Origin of the sequence: Paenibacillus oryzisoli, from assembly GCF_001653565.1 — a bacterium.
Taxonomy (GTDB): domain Bacteria; phylum Bacillota; class Bacilli; order Paenibacillales; family NBRC-103111; genus Paenibacillus_E; species Paenibacillus_E oryzisoli.
The window spans coordinates 105,909-126,143 of sequence record NZ_LYPB01000071.1; the positions used below are offsets into that span (position 1 = coordinate 105,909).

A 20,235-nucleotide genomic window follows, 5' to 3' on the forward strand; every position below is an offset into this window, starting at 1 on the left:
CGTGAACTTTGCGCGGCCTTTGTATCCGTTCAGGGGGAATGTCCACGTGAATGAAGAGGGGCTTCGTAAGACAGAATTTGCGCTTTGGTCAGCAATGCTTGTACTTACTGTGTTGGCTTGTGGGATGGGAATAGTGGGCTTTGGTGTACATAGTAATTCTCTGATCGCAGCTGCGGCACAGTCAGCAGCTGGAATATGTGTAGTGGCTGCTGCCATCGCTAGAGTTAGAACGATGAGTGCGCAGTTGGCCAGAGCATCTTTCCGGGGATTGGATCTACGAATATCCATGGGTTCGATTCTATTGATTGTCCTGATCATGCTTATTGGGGCGGAATTAGGTGTCATAGCGGTTAAATCCGTGATAAACCAGTTCAAATATGAGGCCGCCATGATGAATGTTGCCCTTCTCGTAATAGCGCTGCTTGCGAGGGAAGCGATGTTCCAACTCTTAAGCAGGCTTGGCAACCAATTAGGGACGGAGGAATGGATTGCCAGTGCACGAAGACGCCGTTCCGATATATACTCTTCTTTTGTGGTCATTGTAGGTGTTCTCTCGACCATGTTGGTTCAAGCATTCGGCTTTACGGGGTTTTCTTATATAGATACATGTGCGGGACTCATCGTTGCACTCTTTATTGGTCAAATGGGATTCTCATTAGTCAGCAAAACCATATCCATACCAACTGAAAAAGTTCTTCACGAGGAAGAGGCAACTGACTATGTGAATGCTGTTCAAAAGATTCACGGTGTGATTACTGTAGATGACCTGAACGCGAGAGAACATGGGCATTATGTGGTCATCGATATGACAATCAGTGTCAATCCTAAGCTTTCTGTTTGGGAAGGGCATGAGGTGTCTAAGAAGATTAAACAACAGCTGATGAAGCAATACCAACATATCTCGCATGTCTATATTCATGTGAATCCTTACGATGCAGGTTATCCCTATAAACAAGGGGATGTGGAAGCAAGTGAGCTGCCATCTGTTCTACACTAAATCATTGTTTTCGAAGATTACGTACCCAGAGATTTTCATCGGAAAACACCAAGGAGGAGCTATCAAGTGCTAGCACCGAAGGCAAGATGGAACATTGGAAATGCCGATGAGGCGCTTGTAGAAGAATTGGTTCGTGAGCTGCAGTTGGATCCCTTGGTAGCCCGTATTCTAGTGCTTCGAGATATTCGGAGTGTGTCAGAGGCTGGGCAATTTATGCAAGGTGGCGTCGATCATTTCCATGATCCCTATTTATTAGACGGGATGTTGCCAGCTGTGGAGCGCATTCGTAAAGCTTTGCACAATAACGAATTCATCCGTGTTTACGGCGATTACGATGCAGATGGTGTAAGCAGTACCTCTTTAATGGCGCATTTGTTAACTGGGCTAGGAGCGAACTTTGATACCTATATTCCGCATCGGATTCGTGAAGGCTATGGATTAAATCGTACAGCGATGGACTTGGCAAAGGAACAAGGTGTTCAGTTGCTTATTACCGTGGATACGGGAATAAGTGCTCTTCAAGAAATTGCCTATTGCCAAGAAATTGGGTTGGATGTCATTGTGACGGATCATCATGAACCGCCAGAAATACTGCCCGATGCCCTGGCTGTAATCAATCCTAAGAAACCAGGCTGTCCGTATCCCTATAAGCTCTTAGCAGGTGTCGGTGTGGCTTTTAAGCTTGCACATGCGCTGCTGGAGCGTTTCCCCGAGGAACTTCTTGAATTCGCTGCGCTTGGAACTGTGGCCGATCTGATGCCCCTCACAGGTGAGAATCGATTGCTTGTGAAGATGGGCCTTGCGCGTATGCAGGATTCTAGCTATGTTGGATTTCGTTCACTGATTGGTGTGTCCGGCATTGAACGGAAAGAGATTACTGCAGGGCACATCGGTTTCTCGCTTGCTCCGAAGATTAATGCAAGTGGTCGCTTAGAAGCGGCTGATATTGCTGTCAAGCTGCTAACGACAACGGATGAAAAAGAAGCGGAGCAAATTGCCTTCGAATTGGATATGCTGAATAAAGAGCGTCAACAAATTGTTGAGGATATGGTCCAAGAAGCATTTGCGATGGCTGAGGAGCAGCGAGCGAAGGGCTTGGATAAAGTCATTGTCGTAGCGAAAGAGAATTGGAATGTTGGTGTCGTCGGAATCGTTGCCTCCAAGATTGTGGAGAAATTCTATCGGCCTACACTTGTGCTGAGTATTGATCCGCAGAAGGGGATGGCCAAAGGTTCTGCACGTTCGATTGCAGGCTTTGATTTACATAAGGCGCTGACAGCTTGTAAGGATCTCCTGGACCACTACGGGGGTCATCAAGCAGCGGCAGGGATGAGCTTGGAGACCGGTCATCTTGAAGCCTTCGCGCTACGATTGAATGAGCTTGCGGCGGCAACGTTGACGGAGCAGGACTACGTTCCAGTCTTACGGGTAGATAATGCGTGCAACCTAGCAGATGTTCCAATTGCAAGCATTGAGGGCCTAGAGTTATTGGCACCATTCGGCATGGGCAATCCATCGCCTAAGTTCATGTTTACGGATTTAGGACTTGAAGATATTCGAACCATGGGCAAAGAAAAGCAGCATCTCAAGCTGGGGCTATCTCAAGTTAAGGATGAAGTGAGCTGTACAGTTGAAGCCGTAGGCTTTGGCAAAGGGAGTTTGGCTGCGTTAATTGCCCCGTCAGCCAAGCTAGATGTCTTGGGAGAGCTCTCCATTAATGAGTGGAATGGGGTTAGGAAGCCACAGATTATCATGCAGGATTTGCGAATCCCCCACAAGCAGGTATTTGATTGGCGTGGAACGGGACAATTGCATGTGAAGCTTGCTACACTTACGAGCAATCTCTCCGCAGGACCAGCGGCGCCTCTGCGCTCACCAGGAATCGTGCTTTTTGATGAAGCGGATGCAGTATTGTATCAAGGCATGGCTGCTGGAATCGGACATACTGTTCCGTATTGGATCGTACAGGATACGGGCCAACTAAGGCCAGCGAATGAAGCTGCGAACGAAGTGGCGTTCGACGAGTTGCAAGATGTTATTTTATACACCATGCCTCGACGACTTGATAGTTTGAAATCGGTCCTTCAGCAGGCGACTGGGATGATGCGGTGCTATCCTGTATTTGCCGAGCTAGGTCAGGATAGCGGCAATACGTTGCCTTCTAGAGATATGTTTAAAATGCTGTATGGCACCTTGCAGAAGGAGAAGTCACTTCAACTGCACGATACCAGGATGATGACATCTTTCAGTAAACGTTCGGGATTATCACTTGGCATGATACATTTTATTTTATCTGTTTTTGAAGAACTAGAATTTGTCGTGAAACATGATAATATGGTTACATTAAGTGCCACGCCTGCCAAAAGAGATTTAACATCATCACGGTTGTACCAGCATCGATTGCATCGTCAAGAAGTTGAAGCCATTGTTATGTATTCTTCAGCGAAAGAGCTGGAGCAATGGATCGCTGATAACACCAGGATAAACGAATCCGTCGTCCTCTAAGGACGAGCGCGTTTACTAAGGTAGATGCGAAGCAAAAGTATAAAGTGTGAAATACTTACTTTTCTACTAAAATAAACAGAGTTTACATTGGAGGAAATCATATGAATTTCAAAGATTATATCCGCGTTATCCCGGATTTTCCGCAACCAGGCATTCGATTCAAAGATATTACAACACTGTTACAGAATGGGCCTGTGTACAAAGAAGCCATCGAGCAATTAAAACAACTCATTCAAGACAAAGAAATTGACGTCATTGCAGGTCCAGAAGCGCGTGGATTCGTTATTGGAGCCCCTCTGGCAACAGCACTCGGCGTGGGTTTTATTCCTATTCGCAAAAGCGGCAAATTGCCTGGTGAAACGATTGAAGCGGATTATGGTTTGGAATATGGCAAAGATAGACTGGCTATGCACAAGGATGCGATCAAGCCGGGTCAGAAAGTGCTAATTGCCGATGACTTGCTTGCAACAGGCGGAACGATTCAAACGTCCGTAGATTTGATTAAACAGCTTGGTGGAGAAATCGTCGGTGCTGCTTTCTTAATCGAGCTTACGTATTTGGATGGCCGCAGTAAATTCGAAGGTTTCGATGTCGTTTCACTCGTTCAATACTAAGACAGGGTTAGAGAATCGAATGCTCGTTGTTCGATTCTCTTTTTCATAGCATTCTACGGTGTGAATGTGGCAAGTTCGCGGCAGCAATGATGCTTTTTGTCGAAGCCTGTACGTGAATAGTTGACGAGGGGCCTGACTTGCAGGCATAATGAATAAAAATCAACTAAAGGGAATGGGTAGATGCATGGGTATAGAGCAGCTGCTGGAAAAGGCCGCCACCTATCTGAAAGAGAATGATTTGCAGAGGATTCGGGAGGCCTATGAATTCGCGGATGAAGCCCATCATGGCCAAGTGCGCAAATCAGGTGAGCCCTATATTCTGCATCCGCTCGCTGTTGCAGATATACTGGTGAATATGCAGATGGATGTCACTTCGGTGATTGCTGCGCTTCTGCATGATGTGGTTGAAGACACAACAGTTTCGTTGGAGACTGTTCTAGATAAATTCGGGAAAACCTGTGCGATGCTCGTTGATGGTTTGACGAAGCTGGAGCGCATTAAGTTCAAATCCAAAGAAGAACAACAGAATGAGAATTACCGCAAAATGTTCGTTGCGATGGCGCAAGATATTCGGGTTATTCTGATTAAGCTTGCGGATCGTCTGCATAATATGCGGACCCTCAAATATCAATCGGAAGAAAGTCAGCGCCGCATCGCGGAAGAAACGCTGGAGATTTTCTGCCCAATTGCGCATCGACTTGGTATTTCCACGATCAAATGGGAGATGGAGGACATTGCCCTCCGTTATTTGAATCCGCAGCAGTACTACCGGATCGTGAATCTCATGCAGAAGAAACGGACCGAGCGTGAGCAGTACATTGAGGATGTCATTCACAGCATCAAAGAGAAATTGGATGAGATGGGGATTCAAGGGGATATTTCGGGTAGACCCAAACATCTCTACAGCATTTACAAGAAGATGAGCTCCCGCGGCAAGCAATTCAATGAGATCTACGATCTTATGGCGTTGCGCGTCATTGTTGACGGCATCAAAGATTGCTATGCTTCTTTGGGGATCATTCATACGTTGTGGAAACCAATGCCTGGCCGCTTCAAGGATTACATTGCGATGCCGAAGCCGAATATGTATCAATCCTTGCACACGACCGTTATCGGGCCGAAGGGCGAGCCGCTAGAGGTTCAGATTCGGACATGGGAAATGCATCGTACCTCCGAATTCGGGATCGCGGCGCATTGGGCTTACAAGGAAGGTGGAACTGTTGTTCCATCGGGTACCTTCGAGGATAAAATGAGTTGGTTCCGCGAGATTCTGGAGCTTCAGCACGAAACAAACGATGCGTCTGAGTTCATGGAATCCATGAAGATGGATTTCTTCTCTGATCTTGTTTTCGTATTTACGCCCAAAGGGGAAGTTATCGAGCTTCCTGCAGGCGCAGTTCCGTTGGATTTTGCCTACCGGATTCATACCGAAATCGGCAACCGTACCATTGGTGCCAAAGTCAATTCGCGGATCGTTCCGCTCGATCATAAGCTCAAAACCGGCGATATCATTGAAATCCTAACGTCTAAGCATTCCTATGGGCCAAGTCAAGATTGGATCAAGATCGCGCAATCCTCTCACGCACGCAGTAAAATTAAGCAATGGTTTAAGAAAGAGAAGCGTGAAGAGAACGTTGAAAAAGGTAAGGATATGATCGAGCGCGAGCTTAAGCGCTTAGCCATCGATCCTCCAACCTTGATGAGCGATGATAAGATGCTGGAGGCAGCGAAAAAGTTTAATTTTAGCGATATTGAAGACATGCTCTCGGCAGTTGGTTTTGGTGGTATTACGGCTGCACAAATATGCACCAAGCTAACAGAGAAGATGCGCAAGGAAGCGGAAGAAGCTCAGATTATTAAGCTGAGTAGCGAAGTGAAAGAAGTCAAAGCGCCTGCTTCTGCGGAGCGCAAAAGTCGTCCTACGAATGGCGTTCGTGTTAAAGGTGTAGACAACTTGCTGGTTCGATTTGCGAGATGCTGCAATCCAGTTCCTGGTGATTTCATTGTTGGCTATATTACTCGTGGACGCGGCGTTTCTGTCCATCGCTCGGATTGCACGAACATTCCGACGAGTATGGGCGAGGAAGAACGGGTTATCGAAGTGGATTGGGCAGAAGCTGTTGAATCCAATTTCAATGTTGAAATTGAGATCACCGGCCATGATCGTCGCGGTTTCTTAAACGAAGTGCTGCAAGCTGTTTCCGAGAGCAAGACGATGATTTCAGCTGTATCTGGCCGCTCCGATAAGAATAAGATGGCAACGATTCATATGACCATTTTGATTAAAAATATTGATCATCTGCAGTCAGTTGTAGAGAAAATAAAGCGTGTCAAAGATATATACTCCGTTCAACGGATTATGCAGACCTAGGTAGATTAAGGGGATTTCGGAACGATGAGAGTAGTTGTTCAACGTTGTAAACATGCGGAAGTAACCGTCAATGATCAAACTATCGGTCGTATCGGGCAGGGACTTATGCTGTTGGTTGGTATAACCCATGAAGATACCGAACACGATGCGAAGTATCTCGCAGATAAAGTGGCCGGGCTCCGTATTTTTGAAGATGAAGGGGGTAGAATGAATTTGTCTGTTCTTGAGACAGGCGGAGCCATTTTATCTGTATCTCAATTTACGTTGTATGGGGATTGCCGTAAGGGCAAGCGCCCGAATTTCATGTCAGCGGCAAGACCCGAACAAGCGGAACCGTTGTACCAGGAGTTCAACAGATTGCTTAGAGAACAGGGGTTGCATGTTGAAACGGGGGCATTCGGTGAAATGATGGATGTTTCCTTGACGAATTGGGGACCTGTTACCTTGATGATCGATAGTAAATAAGTTGTTTGAGTGAGGGGTTTCAGGATAGGCAGCTTGGACGCTGGTTATACTATACATGTATATACTAGCGGTTAGGAGCCTACAGATGCGCCAATCCATAAAAGAAAAGATGATAACTGCCCCGATACAGCAATTGTTTCATACCTCCATGGCGGAGCGAATGAGTCAAGCTAATGCTTTTGCGGATGTTGAAATTAGTGCAGAATTCACTTCTGAACAGGAAAAAATGAGAAGCATTCCTAAGAAATCGTTCCGGTAATTCATAAAACCACGTCTGTGCTGTTCGTCAGCCTAGCGTGGTTTTATTTGTGTCAGAGGCAGAATTTCTCTCCTCGATTAAATTGTGGTAAACTAGCCTATGGAATTATTGTAAGACATGCAGGAGATAAAGGTGGGTGCTTAAAGTCGTAATGGCAAATTCGAATCGCAACAAATCGACATCCAGAGGTTGGCTATGGTTAATGGTAGGATTGATTGTACTTACGTTGGTTGCAGCAACAGCCGCCATGTACTTTCAATATAATCACCACAAGAACGCCAAGGGACACAGTGATCAGCAACAAGCTCTTGAAGAAGTGAAATCGGTTAAGAAGGCAAAAGAAGCCTATGATGTCATTGTCATTGGTACGGATCCAGAAGGTGTGGCCGCTGCGGTCTCATCAGCGCGGAATGGATTAAGTACGCTGCTTGTTGATGGACGAGATCGTGAAATCCTAGGTGGATTGATGACGCTTGGATGGATCAACTCGCTTGATAACAATTATTCAACGAACAAAACTTTGCTGGGCAAAGATGACGTATGGAACAAAGGGTATTTCTCGGAATGGTATGCCAAAACAGAAGGTGATTCCTTCGATGTGAATACAGCGGCTAATGCCTTCTACGAAGCCGTAAAGAACGAGAAGAATATTGATGTCTTGATGAAAACGAAGAAGATTGATCCACTGCTTACGGCCAATAAAAATGCGGTTCAAGGTGCGACAATCACACTAGAAAATGGCAGCACGCAGGTTGTCAAAGCCCCATCCGTTATCGATGCGACGCAAGATGGTGATTTCGCAGCTGCCGCGGGCGTTCCTTTTACAATGGGGCATGAGGATATCGGGGATCCCAAGTCCAAAATGGCTGTCACGTTAGCCTTCCGTTTGAAGAATGTTACGCCTGAAGTATGGAAGTTGATGGCCAACCGGTTAAATGGCGATGACAATTCAGGTACGGGTGTTACGGATGTGAGTGTATTCGGATACAGTGAAATGAGTAACTATCCCGCACTTAACAAGGAAAGAGCCAAGATGAGAGGCCTCAATATGGGGAGGCAAAATAACAATACCGTGCTTATTAATGCCTTGCAGATTTTTGGCGTAGATACCTTCGATCCGAAGTCGGTGCAAGAGGCATTCGATATTGGGAAAAAGGAACTGCCGAATATTGTTGCATATATGCAGAAAACGTTCCCGGAGTTCTCTTCGGTTGAGCTCGATGGTTCCGCACCAGAGCTTTATGTGAGAGAAACTAGGCACATGCAGGGCGAATACCGATTGACGATCGTCGATGTATGTACGAATGGGGATCAATGGGATCGCATCGGTTTCGGATCTTATCCCGTCGACATCCAGCGTATCTCACCCACAGACTCAGGTAATGTCGTGTGTAAGCCTAAACAATACGCGATTCCTTTCCGCAGCATCGTGCCGCAGAAAATCGATGGTTTACTTGTTGTAGGCAGAGCGGCAAGTTATGACACCCTTCCCCATGGAAGTGCACGTGTTATGCCGACGGGTATGGCCGAAGGGGAGGCAGCGGGTGCTGCGGTGAGCTTGGCGAAAGCTGAGAACATGACTTTCCGTCAAATTTCAGCTTCCAAAGATATGATCGCAAAGCTGCAGGCTCAGCTGAATAAGCAAGGTATGGAAATTCAGCCGATGACCATTAAACCTCAGCCATTTATGGAACATAAGTCATTCGAGGGCTTGAAAACAGCCTTGATGCTTGGATTGGCATCCGGTGCTTATGATAATAACTTCCGCTTAGATGACGTGGCCAATCCGAAGCGAATGGTCAATGTGGTTGGTGGTGCAAGGAAGATGAAACCAGGTGCTTTTACAGGGGATGTTAACCAAGCCATTGCTAAAGTAGAGAATGCGGACAAGGTCCCATTGACGCTTGAGCAAGCTAGTTACACATTTACCCAAGCACTAGGTATTCAAGCCACAGCGGCTGAAGCGCAAGCGAAGCTCGTAGAGGGGAAATTGCTAACTGCTGCAACGATTAGCGGTATTGCAGATAAGCAAAAGTTGACCAATGGGGACACGTACATGATGATTCGTGACGTTAAGATTGGTTTGACGGGTAAGCCGTAGCATACATCAATAAAGAGCCTTATTGCCGCAGTAGATGTGGCTGTAAGGCTCTTAGTTTTGTAAGAGGCTATGGAAGAAAGGGTGAATGCGGTTACATTTCTTAGTCTTCGTCAGCAGCTTCTTCATCCGCTTCTGCTTCTGCGGATTCCTCTGATTCTTCCTCATCTGCAGCTTCTGGCTCCTCGTCAGCGGACTCCTCACTTTGGGCTTCTTCTGATTCCTCAGCGTCTACTTCTTCCTCATCAGACGCTTCTTCTTCTTCAGCTTCAGGTTCCGACTCTTCAATGGCCTCTTCGTCGGCTGCTTCTTCGTCAGCAGTTACTTCGTCAGCAGTTTCGGCTTCGGATTCTTCCGAGAAAAGCACCACGAGATCTTGACGTTCCTCTTGAAACTCGTTTTGTAGTGTCATTGTTACAGCCTCCAGATGTTGTATTCAAGGCCATCTGCCTTGTAGTACATGTATATGTGAAATTAGGCTGAATATACGGATGAAACGAAATGAAAATGGTTGAAAGTAAACGCAATTTTAGTGTCATCAAATTGTAATACGTACTTCATGTTCCTTTAATCTTGGGGGGATATACTAATAGTCGACCCCCTTTAAAATATAAACTTTTGAAAGCCTGCTGCTCCGTGCTGCAGGCTATTTTCTTTGTGCATGCGAGCGTAAGTCGATAAAATCGACTTACGCGATCTGAAAAGCGTCGCCCGGAGGCTGTAAGTCGAAAAATTCGACTTACAGGATCTGAAAAGCGTCGCCCGGAGGCTGCAAGTCGAAAAATTCGACTTACGCGATCTGAAAAGCGTCGCCCGGAGGCTGCAAGTCGAAATAATCGACTTACGCGATCTGAAAAGCGTCGCCCGGAGGCTGTAAGTCGAAAAATTCGACTTACAGGATCAAAAAAGCCTCCGGGAATTGCCGCCCCGCGGCCAACTGTATACAAAAAACCGCCACAGCCTAGGCTGGACGGTTTGGAATTCAATTATTACAGAAGCGCATCGATGGAATATTCGCCAGCACCGATTAATGCAACACCAAGTGCAATGACAAGTAATGCTAGATTATATTCATACCCATTGGAGGTTACCCAGTAGCCGTTTTTGCCGTGTACTTTAATAATCGCCATAATCATTGTAATAATAATAAGAGCTGCGCCAACTTCTGTCCATAAACCAGCGGCGAAGAGAAGCCCGCCACCTAACTCGATTAAACCAGCTAAGACCGCCATCATGACGCCAGGTTTGATACCGATGGAATCAAAGAATCCGCCTGTACCTTTAGGTCCGTAACCACCGAACCAACCAAACAATTTCTGTGTACCATGTGCTGCCATTGTTAACCCGATCACCAAACGAATAATAAGAAGTCCTAATGCCATACTAACATCTCCTCTTTAAATATATTTTGTTTAATAACTTACTTTATGTTAGTATATTATTACGAAGCACTTACTTTTGTCAAGCGACTATGTTAAAATAGTTCTTACAGGAGTGTTTGATGCCGTTATCGGCAAGAACTCGAAGGAGATGATTAAGATGGAAAATGAACAACATCAACTATGTCCCAAATTCGAGCATGCATTCGAACTTCTGGGAAAACGTTGGACAGGACTTATCGTGAATGTGTTGCTATCTGGACCTAAGCGGTTCAAAGATATCTCCGTATTGATCCCAAGTATGAGTGATCGCATGCTATCGGAAAGATTCAAGGAGCTCGAAGCTGCAGAGATTATTATTCGACATGTTTATCCAGAAACACCGGTTCGGATTGAATATGAACTAACACCCAAAGGGAAAGGACTTCAGCCCGTCATGGACGAAGTACAAAAATGGGCGGATTCTTTTAACTAAATATAGGTGGAGAACGTAAAGTAAGGATGGTTATCTCTTGACTTTGCCCTTACCAATGTTTACAATAACCATAATGTAATGTCATAAGAATGTGATCCATTGAAGGGACACAGTAATTCGCCCCCACATGTACAGAGAAGGAAGCCTAGGCTGCAAGCTTCCCATGATGAGTGAATGAACAGACCTCCCCGAGGACCAACTGGGAACAGCCATGAGTCTCATGTGCCAAGTAGTAGTTGTGCGAATAGCGGGCGTTAACCGCAAAGAGCAAGCTGTGTTTGATTGCGCAAGCAAGAAACATGGCATTGCTGAATGTGGGTGGTACCACGGGTGAATTTGTTAATCAGATCTCTCGTCCCTGACGCTAAGTCGGGGATGGGGGATTTTTTGCTTTTAGAAAAAGGTGCACAAGGTGTGTAAGTAGAGAAAAAGGGAGGTTACCAAGATGAGTATTCAGAAGCCAAAGGGTACACAAGATCTGCTTCCAGGTGAGGTGGAGAAGTGGCAGTACCTGGAGACCAAAGCGAGAGATTTATGTCAACGTTTTAATTACAAAGAAATCCGTTCGCCTATTTTTGAGAGTACAGAGCTTTTCTCGCGTGGAGTTGGAGAGACGACAGATATCGTAGAGAAAGAAATGTACACATTTCTTGATAAAGGCGACCGCAGTATGACACTTCGACCGGAAGGTACGGCGGGTGTCGTTAGAGCCTATGTAGAAAACAAACTGTATGGTATTCCTGATCTGACGAAACTGTTCTATGTGGGGCCAATGTTCCGCTATGAACAACCACAAGCGGGGAGATACCGCCAGTTTCATCAGTTCGGTATTGAAGCTTTCGGATCGGTGGATCCAAGTATAGATGCTGAAGTCATTGCGCTTGGTTACACGTTCTATAAAGAGATTGGGCTCAAAGAAGTAACCGTGGAAGTGAATTCCGTGGGTACACCAGCGGTTAGAACAGCTTACCGCGAACAGCTTCAAGCTTTCTTTGCCCCTGTGAAGGAACAGCTATGCAAGGATTGTCAGTCGCGCTATGATCGCAACCCTATGCGTATTCTCGATTGTAAAATCGATCAAAAGCATGGCGTAGGCGCACCTGACATTCTTGAGTTTCTAGATGAAGAGTGCAGCACGCACTTCGCACAGGTTCAAGAGCACTTAACAGCGATGGAGATTCCATTCCGTATTAACCCTCGCTTGGTACGCGGTCTGGATTACTACACGCACACAGCGTTTGAATATAAGGCAGCTGGTATTGGTGCGATTGACACGATTGGTGGGGGCGGACGCTACAATGGTCTCGTCGAACAGATCGGTGGACATGGAACAGACCAACCGGGAGTTGGTTTGGGACTTGGTCTTGAGCGTATTCTGCTCGTACTGCAAGCGCAAGGTGTTGAAATTCCGAAGCCTGAGCCGCTTGATGTGTACTTAATTGGATTAGGCGAAGCAGCGGAGAAAGAAGTTACGAAGCTTCTACACCAGCTAAGAGTTCAAGGTTTAAAAGCGGAGAAGGACTATCAGGGCCGCAAGATGAAGGCGCAAATGAAGTCTGCCGATCGCTTCCAAGCTACTTATGTAGCGATTCTTGGTGATGATGAGTTAGCGCGCGGCGAAATTACGCTGAAGAAGATGGAAACAGGGAATCAAATCACGGTAAGTTTAGTGGATCTGGCCTCACAAGCTGCAAAGACACTATTCGAATAGATAGCAACATCATTCATAAAACTTCGAGGAGGCAACAACAATTATGATGCTCAAAACACATCATTGCGGGCAGCTAACAAAAGCCCATGTAGGCGAAACAGTAATACTTAACGGGTGGGTGCAGGTAAGACGAGACTTTGGGGGACTTCTTTTCATTGACCTACGTGATCGCAGTGGCTTAATACAAACCGTGTTTAACCCGGATTTCTCTGGCGACGCGTTGGCTATTGCTGACCGTGCGCGTAATGAGTACGTGCTTGCAATTAAAGGGAAAGTCGTAGAGCGTGATGTAGAAACGGTTAACAAAAACATTCCGACTGGTGAAATCGAAGTTCAAGTAACCCATATTGAAATCATGAACGCAGCCAAAACACCTCCGTTCTTCATTGAAGATGGCGTTGAAGTGGATGAAGCGGTTCGTTTGAAATACCGTTACCTTGACCTGCGTCGTCCAGAAATGCAACGTACGTTGATGCTTCGTTCCAAAGCGTCCAACATATTCCGCAATTTCTTAGACTCCCAAGGCTTTATTGACGTAGAAACACCGATTTTGACGAAAAGTACACCGGAAGGCGCGCGTGATTACTTGGTACCAAGCCGCGTGCATCCAGGCGAGTTCTTTGCGCTTCCGCAATCACCACAAATCTTTAAGCAATTGTTGATGGTTAGTGGTCTTGAGCGTTACTACCAAATCGCTCGTTGTTTCCGCGACGAAGATCTTCGTGCAGATCGTCAACCTGAGTTTACGCAAGTCGACATTGAGACTTCATTCTTATCCCAAGATCAACTTCTTGAGATTCTTGAAGAGCTCGTAGTGAAATTGATGAAAGAAACAGCGAATGTTGAAATTGCACGTCCTTTCCAACGTATCACACATGCTGAAGCGATGGCGAAATACGGTTCCGATAAGCCGGATCTTCGTTTCGGTCTTGAGCTGCAAGATGTATCGGATATCGTGTCTACATCTGGTGTTCAAGTGTTCGCAAACGTAGTAAACGGCGGAGGACAAGTTAAAGCTCTGAACGCCAAAGGCTGCGGTACTTGGAGTCGTAAAGAGATCGACGATCTTCTTCCGTTTGCAGCACGTTATGGCGCGAAAGGTCTTGCTTGGATTCAAGTGAAAGACGGCGAGTTCAAAGGACCGATCGTGAAATTCTTCAACGAAGCCGAAATCGCTGCACTGACAGAGCGTTTAGGGGCAGAAGAAGGAGATCTACTTCTATTCTCTGCTGATAAAAAGAAAGTCGTCGCTGACGTGCTTGGTAACCTTCGTCTGAAAATCGGTCGTCAACTTGGCCTAATCGATGACTCCGTGTTCAAATATGCATGGGTTGTAGACTTCCCACTACTTGGGTATGACGAAGATGCGAAACGTTATGTAGCGGAACACCATCCGTTCACGCGCCCGAACGAAGACGACATTCATTTCTTCGATACAGATCCAGGTCAAATTCGTGCGCAAGCCTACGATCTAGTCTTAAACGGCTATGAAGTAGGGGGCGGTTCCATGCGGATTTACCAACGTGATGTACAAGAGAAAATGTTTGCAGCGCTTGGTTTCTCCAAAGAAGAAGCGAATGAGCAATTTGGCTTCTTGTTGGAAGCATTTGAATACGGTACGCCTCCACACGGTGGTTTTGCTTTCGGATTCGACCGCTTGGTAATGTTAATTACAGGTCGTACGAACCTGAGAGAAACGATCGCATTCCCGAAAACAGCTAGCGCAACAGACTTGTTGATGGACGCTCCGGGAACAGTTGATGATAAACAACTAGAACAACTATCGATTCGCTTAGCGCTTAAGCAGCCTGCTGCGAAAGCCTAAGAACTTTGAAGAGGAAGTGTTCCCATGCTTCACCAATTTTCGCGAACTGAATTAGCGATTGGACCTGAGGGTCTAGGAATTTTGAAGAATAGTACAGTTGTTGTACTCGGTATTGGCGGTGTCGGTGGCATTGCCGCGGAAGCTTTGGCGCGCTCAGGCATTGGACGTTTGATCCTTATTGACAAGGATGTCGTCGATATTACGAACGTTAACCGTCAGATCCATGCTCTTACGACGACAGTTGGTCAGCCTAAGGCTGATCTAATGCGAGACCGTATTCTTTTAATAAACCCGGAGTGCGATGTCATCTCCCTCCGGATGTTCTATACAGAGGAAACGTATGAGCAAGTATTCGCGTATCCGATCGATTATGTGTTGGATGCGAGTGATACAATTGAGTACAAAATTCATTTGATCAAACAATGTCTCGAACGTAAAATCCCGATGATTTCTTGCATGGGTGCAGCGAATAAAATGGATCCAACGCAATTTAAAATTGCGGATATTTCCAAAACAAGTATGGACCCGATTGCACGTGTCATTCGTCAGAGATTACGTAAAGAGGGCATTAAGAAGGGCGTTAAAGTCGTGTTCTCGATGGAAGAGCCGATGAAGCCGCGGGAAGATGTTACTGAACAAATCGTGCCTGCGGATGCACCAGATAGACGTAAAGCGAAACAACCGCCTGCGAGTAATTCGTTTGTACCTCCTGTAGCGGGACTTATCATGGTGAGTGCGGCTGTGAAGGATTTGCTGGAGATTGGTGCGAAGAAAAAATTATAAAGTTGAGGGATATCCATGGAAATGGGTGTCCCTTTTTTTGGTATTTACATATATCGAACAAATATATATTGACTCGATATATGTGTTCTGGTACATTGATAATTGTTAGTAGATGCATTTCAACGGAATGGAGGATTTATAACATGAATAGCCAAGATGTGATTTTGGGTTTACTCATGCACCATAGCTTATCTGGCTATGACATCAAGCATAAGATGGAGACAATTCTATCCTATTTTAATAACGCAAGCTTTGGCACGATTTATCCTACACTTAGCAAGATGGAGAAGGATGGCTTGATTACGAAGGAAAGCGTCATTCAAGAAGGAAGGCCGAACAAGAATCTCTATTCCATCACAGAGGGGGGGAAGCTTCAATTTAAGAAGTACATGTATAGTCCAATCGAAGACAATGAATTCAAATCAGATGCGATGACACGGTTGTTTTTTGGTGAGTTTGTAGAGGCGGCTATTATGGTTGGTGTGTTAGAAGAGTACCTCGTGCGAACGAAAGTAAATATGGAGCGATTACGTAAGCTGTACGTGGATTGTCAGCCTGATATGTCGCCTACACAGGAAATTTGCATCCAAATTGGAATTAACAATTCAGAAAGTCAGATCCTTACCCTGACAGAAGGAATAGCACGCTTGAAAAATGTAAAAGAGAAGTGAGGTAGATTTCGACATGGCGAATAGGAAAACAGGTTTGATTATTTTGGCGATGGCCCTTGGACTTCTCATGTCCGCACTCGATAACACCGTGACATCAGCAGCGATTTCACATATCATTAGCGACATTAATGGTTTTGATAAAATAAGCTGGGTATTCACCGCCTATATGCTGGCCTCTACAAGCACGATGCTTGTATTTGGGAAGTTGTCAGATATGTTTGGTCGGAAATTATTTTATATGATTGGGATTTCGATTTTCCTCATTGGGTCGGCACTGTGCGGTATGGCTCAGGATATGACCCAACTTATTATATTCCGTGCCATTCAAGGTATCGGATCCGGGGCGATTTTCCCGATTTCATTTACGATTATTTATACGATATTTGCTGACCCGAAGCAGGCGGCGAAGTTGTCAGGTGTGTTTGCAGGGATATTTGGTCTTTCTTCTGTAGCTGGGCCGCAAATCGGTACGCTATTGGCTGAATCATGGGGGTGGCGCTGGTGTTTCTACGTGAATTTGCCACTGGGCGTATTGTCATTCCTCGTCTTATTTTTTGCGCTAAAAGAATCACGTTCCGATCGTCGTCCGAAAATTGACTATTTAGGTACGCTGTTTCTCATTGTAACAACCGTTTCACTGATGCTTGCGCTTGAATTCGGTGGTAAAGATTACGCTTGGGGTTCATGGCAAATTATTAGCTTGTTAATCGTCGCAGTTGTGATTGGATTCTTGTTTATTCAAGTGGAGCGCCGGGCGCATGAACCCATTCTTCCGTTACCCCTGTTCAAAAACCGCATGGTCTTAGCGACAGTCTTAGCTTGTCTATGTCAAGGTGCGATTATGTTTTCGGCCATTGCTTATTTGCCTATTTTCTCAACAGCGGTACTGGGCAATGCGAATTCCAATAGTTTGCTAACGCCTATGATGTTTTCTTTAATGGTTGGTGCCGTTGGTTTTGGGTTCCTGCAGCGCTATTTCAGCTTCCGTGCTGTCTTCGCTTTCAGTATGACAGCGGGGATTGTTGTTAGTTATCTGCTAAGCGTAGTCAGTCATGATGCCAGTAAATTCTATATGATCTTGCTTATGGTCATTCTTGGGGTTGGTGCGATCGGACCGTTAATGAGTGTGGCTCAAAATGCTGTTGCACAGAGTGTTGACCGCAAATATATTGGTGTCAGCTCCTCAATCGTTGGGTTCTGGCGAAATATTGGCGGGGTACTAGGTGCGTCAATCATGGCGACTATTGTGAACAATAACTATAGCAGCCTGATTCAGGAAGGTGCTGCCGCACATCAAATGCCGCTTGATAAACTTGCTACTTTGGGAAACCCTGAGCAATTAATACGAGCAGGTTCAGCGCTGCCACCAGATACAATGAACTTCCTGCGCGACTCGCTAGGAACTGCGATCAATCATGGTTTTATCCTTAGTATTGCCTTTGGCGTTGTCGGGTTAGGCGCAGCTTTTATTGCGGGACCACTGCGGTTTGCAGTGCCAGCACCTCGCCAGGATGCACAACAAGAACCTGTTGTTTCTCATTGAAAAATTGTCTCCTCCATGCGTGCGCTCTGCGCGTTGGAGGAGTTTTTTGGTTGGATTGACATGACATGCCTTTCTAGGCAAGGTATAATGGACAGACCCACTTTTATAACAAGTAAAGGAAACTACTCATGGATTTGTTTACATATGCATCATCACAAGATCCCGTAGGCAAGCTGCTCGCAGACCGGATGCGGCCAACGACATTGGATGAATATATTGGCCAAGAGCAAATTGTCGGCAAAGGCAAGCTCCTACGTCGTGCGATTGAGGCGGATCAAGTGACGTCGATTCTTCTTTATGGGCCGCCAGGGACAGGGAAGACGACGCTCGCGAACATTATTGCGAATCGGACCCAAGGCGAATTTATGAAGCTCAATGCGGTTGATGCTTCGGTGAAGGACGTCCGTGAAATCATTGAGCAGGCCAAAAACACCAAAGCGATGTACGGGCGTAAAACGACGCTCTTTCTAGATGAAGTCCATCGCTTCAACACCTCGCGGCAGGACGCGCTGCTTCCTGCGGTAGAGCAGGGCATCCTCATCTTCATCGGGGCGACCACCGAGAACCCGTTTCACCATGTGAACGGGGCCCTCTTGTCGCGCTCGACGCTGTTTCAGCTAGAGCCGCTCACGGCGGAGCATGCGCTCATCGCCATGCGAAGAGCCATCGCCGATCCGGTGAAGGGGCTCGGCTTCATGCGCCTCCACGTGGACGAGGAGGCGCTTCTCCACATCGCGCAGATGGCCAATGGGGACATCCGCCGATCCCTGAACGCGCTGGAGCTGGCAGCGCTGACGACTTCACCTGAACCGGATGGCACGGTTCATATCACGCGCGAGGTGGCGGAGGAGTCGATCCGCCGCCCCATCGTGAAAGCGGACGAGTCAACGCAGTATGACGTCTTGTCCGCCTTTCACAAGAGCGTGCGCGGCTCTAGCGACGCCGCGCTGTTCTGGTTCCTCTATGCCGTCGAGAAGCTCGGCATGGATCCTATGACCTTCCTGCGGCGTCTCATCGTCGCTTGCAGCGAAGATATCGGGCTCGCCAATCCGCAGGCGATGGTTCAGTCTGTTACGGCGATGGACGCCTACCACAAGATAGGCTGGCCGGAATCGAAGTACATCATTTCCCAGGCAATTTTATTCGCTGTGGAAAGTCCGAAGTCCAACTCGATTCCGCTCGCCATCATGCGTGCACAGGAGATGATGGAGCGGGTGAAGTCAGCGGAAGTTCCGTTGCACCTGCGGGATACCCATTACAAAGGGGCAGAGAAGCTCGGTCATAAAGGTTACATGTATCCGCATAATTACCCGGGGCATTATGTGCGTCAGCAATACTTGCCGGATGAGATTCAGCATGAAGTTATTTTTGCCGCAAGTAATCAGGGCACAGAAGAGAAAATGAAGCAAAATCAACACAAAAGAAGAGGGACGCCTACAGATTCATAGAATCCGTAGAGTCCCTCTATTTTCTTGCTCCATCAGTATGGTAAATACCTTTTCTGTTACAGGGTCATATCGAATGGACACGATGAGTGGGAATTCAGTGCCATTCTTTTTGACCCAGAAGCGGAACTGCTGTTGGACAACACCAGGTGCTACGGTAGACTTTCCGATATATCTGTAATCCAGCAACGTATACACCTTTCCAGCTTCGTGAAAAGCAAGACGGCTCCACTTGGCATAAGAGGGGTCATGCATAGGCGCCCTTACGGCATGACTACTGTTGCCATGTTGGATGGTGTCTAGGGCCAATACAGGTGAAGATTCAACCCAACTCAAGCCAAACATGAGTAAAATAGCTATAATTTTGCTCAGTATCGCTCACACCTTTCGTTAGTAGCGTGTGCGGCAGTCGGAGCATGCATACGCCATAATGAACGGTAAATAACAGCAAAAACATCATCTTATAATAAAAATGCTCTTAGGATAGCTTGAATGCGATGTCTGTCGCATGGCTCGAGGGGGAGGAATTAATGATCACTGTATGTTAGCTCACGTTGAATAGCGTGTATGACAGTATGTGTTGCTCATCGCGTGGAATGGCATGTATGACGATTCGTGTGAGGCATTACATTGTTTGAGTACAGGGGTGTGGCGTGGGTGTGAGTCGCGTTGTATGGAGTTCATGACGTTGCGTGTTATGCCTAACTTATACTAGTACTGGGGAGGCGTGTTACGAAGCACATGAATTTACTTGGAGCTACTTGGTGTACCTATGAGGAGCAATAGTGATTAAATGTATTTTATACAGGTAATTCTTGAGGAAACTCCTTGAAATTTCGAATAACTGGATTTTCTACAGGTAAATTAGAGTTTTTGCACCAATTTTACGAAATGAGTCCCGATTAACTACCTATTTTCCATCTAATTCTATTTTTTAAGTGAAATCCTTCGAAATAGCTGTACTTTTTCCAGTTAAACATTTTTGCTACCACAAAAACTCACTCCTCCACCAGCCAGCTCAATAAGCTAAACCTACCTCACTCCACCACCAGCCAGCTCAATAAGCCAAACCTAACTCACTCCTCCACCAGCCA

The 20,235-nt window shown here is 46.3% G+C and carries 17 protein-coding genes; 14 read left to right on the forward strand and 3 right to left on the reverse strand.

Features of this window, described 5'->3' with window-relative positions; translation table 11 throughout:
* The first annotated feature begins 46 nt into the window (after positions 1–46).
* The 7 genes from A8708_RS17075 to A8708_RS17100 all read left to right on the forward strand — a co-directional run bounded on the left by A8708_RS17075 (position 47) and on the right by A8708_RS17100 (position 9,312).
* Positions 47–997, forward strand: a complete 951-nt coding sequence (locus A8708_RS17075) for a cation diffusion facilitator family transporter (RefSeq protein ID WP_068665532.1) — start codon at positions 47–49, stop codon at positions 995–997.
* 66 nt (positions 998–1,063) lie between these two features.
* A complete protein-coding gene (recJ, locus tag A8708_RS17080; RefSeq protein WP_068665534.1) occupies positions 1,064–3,502 on the forward strand; it encodes a single-stranded-DNA-specific exonuclease RecJ in 2,439 nt (812 codons plus the stop codon).
* A 101-nt stretch (positions 3,503–3,603) separates the two neighbouring features.
* On the forward strand, positions 3,604–4,116 hold the full coding sequence (locus A8708_RS17085) for an adenine phosphoribosyltransferase (protein ID WP_068665536.1): 513 nt from the start codon (positions 3,604–3,606) through the stop codon (positions 4,114–4,116).
* Positions 4,117–4,300: 184 nt separating this feature from the next.
* A complete protein-coding gene (locus tag A8708_RS17090; protein ID WP_068665538.1) occupies positions 4,301–6,487 on the forward strand; it encodes a RelA/SpoT family protein in 2,187 nt (728 codons plus the stop codon).
* 24 nt (positions 6,488–6,511) lie between these two features.
* Positions 6,512–6,952: a D-aminoacyl-tRNA deacylase gene (gene dtd, locus A8708_RS17095; RefSeq protein WP_068665550.1), complete on the forward strand. Its 441-nt coding sequence runs from the start codon at positions 6,512–6,514 to the stop codon at positions 6,950–6,952.
* Positions 6,953–7,037: 85 nt separating this feature from the next.
* Complete coding sequence (locus A8708_RS35495; RefSeq protein WP_157264834.1) at positions 7,038–7,211, forward strand: hypothetical protein; 174 nt, start codon at positions 7,038–7,040, stop codon at positions 7,209–7,211.
* Positions 7,212–7,347: 136 nt separating this feature from the next.
* On the forward strand, positions 7,348–9,312 hold the full coding sequence (locus A8708_RS17100; RefSeq protein WP_338044207.1) for an FAD-dependent oxidoreductase: 1,965 nt from the start codon (positions 7,348–7,350) through the stop codon (positions 9,310–9,312).
* Between the two features lie 100 nt (positions 9,313–9,412).
* Here the strand turns inward: A8708_RS17100 and A8708_RS17105 are convergent, their stop codons facing one another.
* Both A8708_RS17105 and A8708_RS17110 read right to left on the reverse strand, forming a co-directional pair.
* Entirely contained in the window at positions 9,413–9,721 is a 309-nt protein-coding gene (locus tag A8708_RS17105; protein WP_068665552.1) for a hypothetical protein, read from the reverse strand.
* Positions 9,722–10,298: 577 nt separating this feature from the next.
* The gene (locus tag A8708_RS17110; protein WP_068665554.1) at positions 10,299–10,691 is read right to left on the reverse strand and encodes a DoxX family protein; all 393 of its coding nucleotides are present in this window, start codon (positions 10,689–10,691) and stop codon (positions 10,299–10,301) included.
* Positions 10,692–10,848: 157 nt separating this feature from the next.
* Here A8708_RS17110 and A8708_RS17115 point away from each other — a divergent pair, with 157 nt between their 5' ends.
* From A8708_RS17115 to A8708_RS17145, 7 genes are all read left to right on the forward strand, one after another.
* Entirely contained in the window at positions 10,849–11,163 is a 315-nt protein-coding gene (locus A8708_RS17115) for a winged helix-turn-helix transcriptional regulator (RefSeq protein WP_068665556.1), read from the forward strand.
* A gap of 445 nt (positions 11,164–11,608) precedes the next feature.
* A complete protein-coding gene (hisS, locus tag A8708_RS17120) occupies positions 11,609–12,874 on the forward strand; it encodes a histidine--tRNA ligase (RefSeq protein ID WP_068665557.1) in 1,266 nt (421 codons plus the stop codon).
* A 46-nt stretch (positions 12,875–12,920) separates the two neighbouring features.
* On the forward strand, positions 12,921–14,699 hold the full coding sequence (gene aspS / locus A8708_RS17125) for an aspartate--tRNA ligase (RefSeq protein WP_204787579.1): 1,779 nt from the start codon (positions 12,921–12,923) through the stop codon (positions 14,697–14,699).
* 24 nt (positions 14,700–14,723) lie between these two features.
* Positions 14,724–15,482 carry a tRNA threonylcarbamoyladenosine dehydratase gene (locus A8708_RS17130; protein WP_068665559.1) on the forward strand — a complete coding sequence of 253 codons (759 nt, stop codon included), beginning with the start codon at positions 14,724–14,726 and terminating at the stop codon, positions 15,480–15,482.
* Positions 15,483–15,625: 143 nt separating this feature from the next.
* Entirely contained in the window at positions 15,626–16,153 is a 528-nt protein-coding gene (locus A8708_RS17135) for a PadR family transcriptional regulator (RefSeq protein ID WP_068665560.1), read from the forward strand.
* Positions 16,154–16,166: 13 nt separating this feature from the next.
* A complete protein-coding gene (locus tag A8708_RS17140) occupies positions 16,167–17,696 on the forward strand; it encodes an MFS transporter (protein WP_068665561.1) in 1,530 nt (509 codons plus the stop codon).
* 128 nt (positions 17,697–17,824) lie between these two features.
* Complete coding sequence (locus A8708_RS17145) at positions 17,825–19,144, forward strand: replication-associated recombination protein A (RefSeq protein WP_068665562.1); 1,320 nt, start codon at positions 17,825–17,827, stop codon at positions 19,142–19,144.
* Here the strand turns inward: A8708_RS17145 and A8708_RS17150 are convergent.
* Entirely contained in the window at positions 19,139–19,477 is a 339-nt protein-coding gene (locus tag A8708_RS17150) for a DUF3889 domain-containing protein (protein WP_204787572.1), read from the reverse strand. The two genes, A8708_RS17145 and A8708_RS17150, sit on opposite strands and share 6 nt — an antisense overlap.
* Positions 19,478–20,235: the final 758 nt, after the last annotated feature.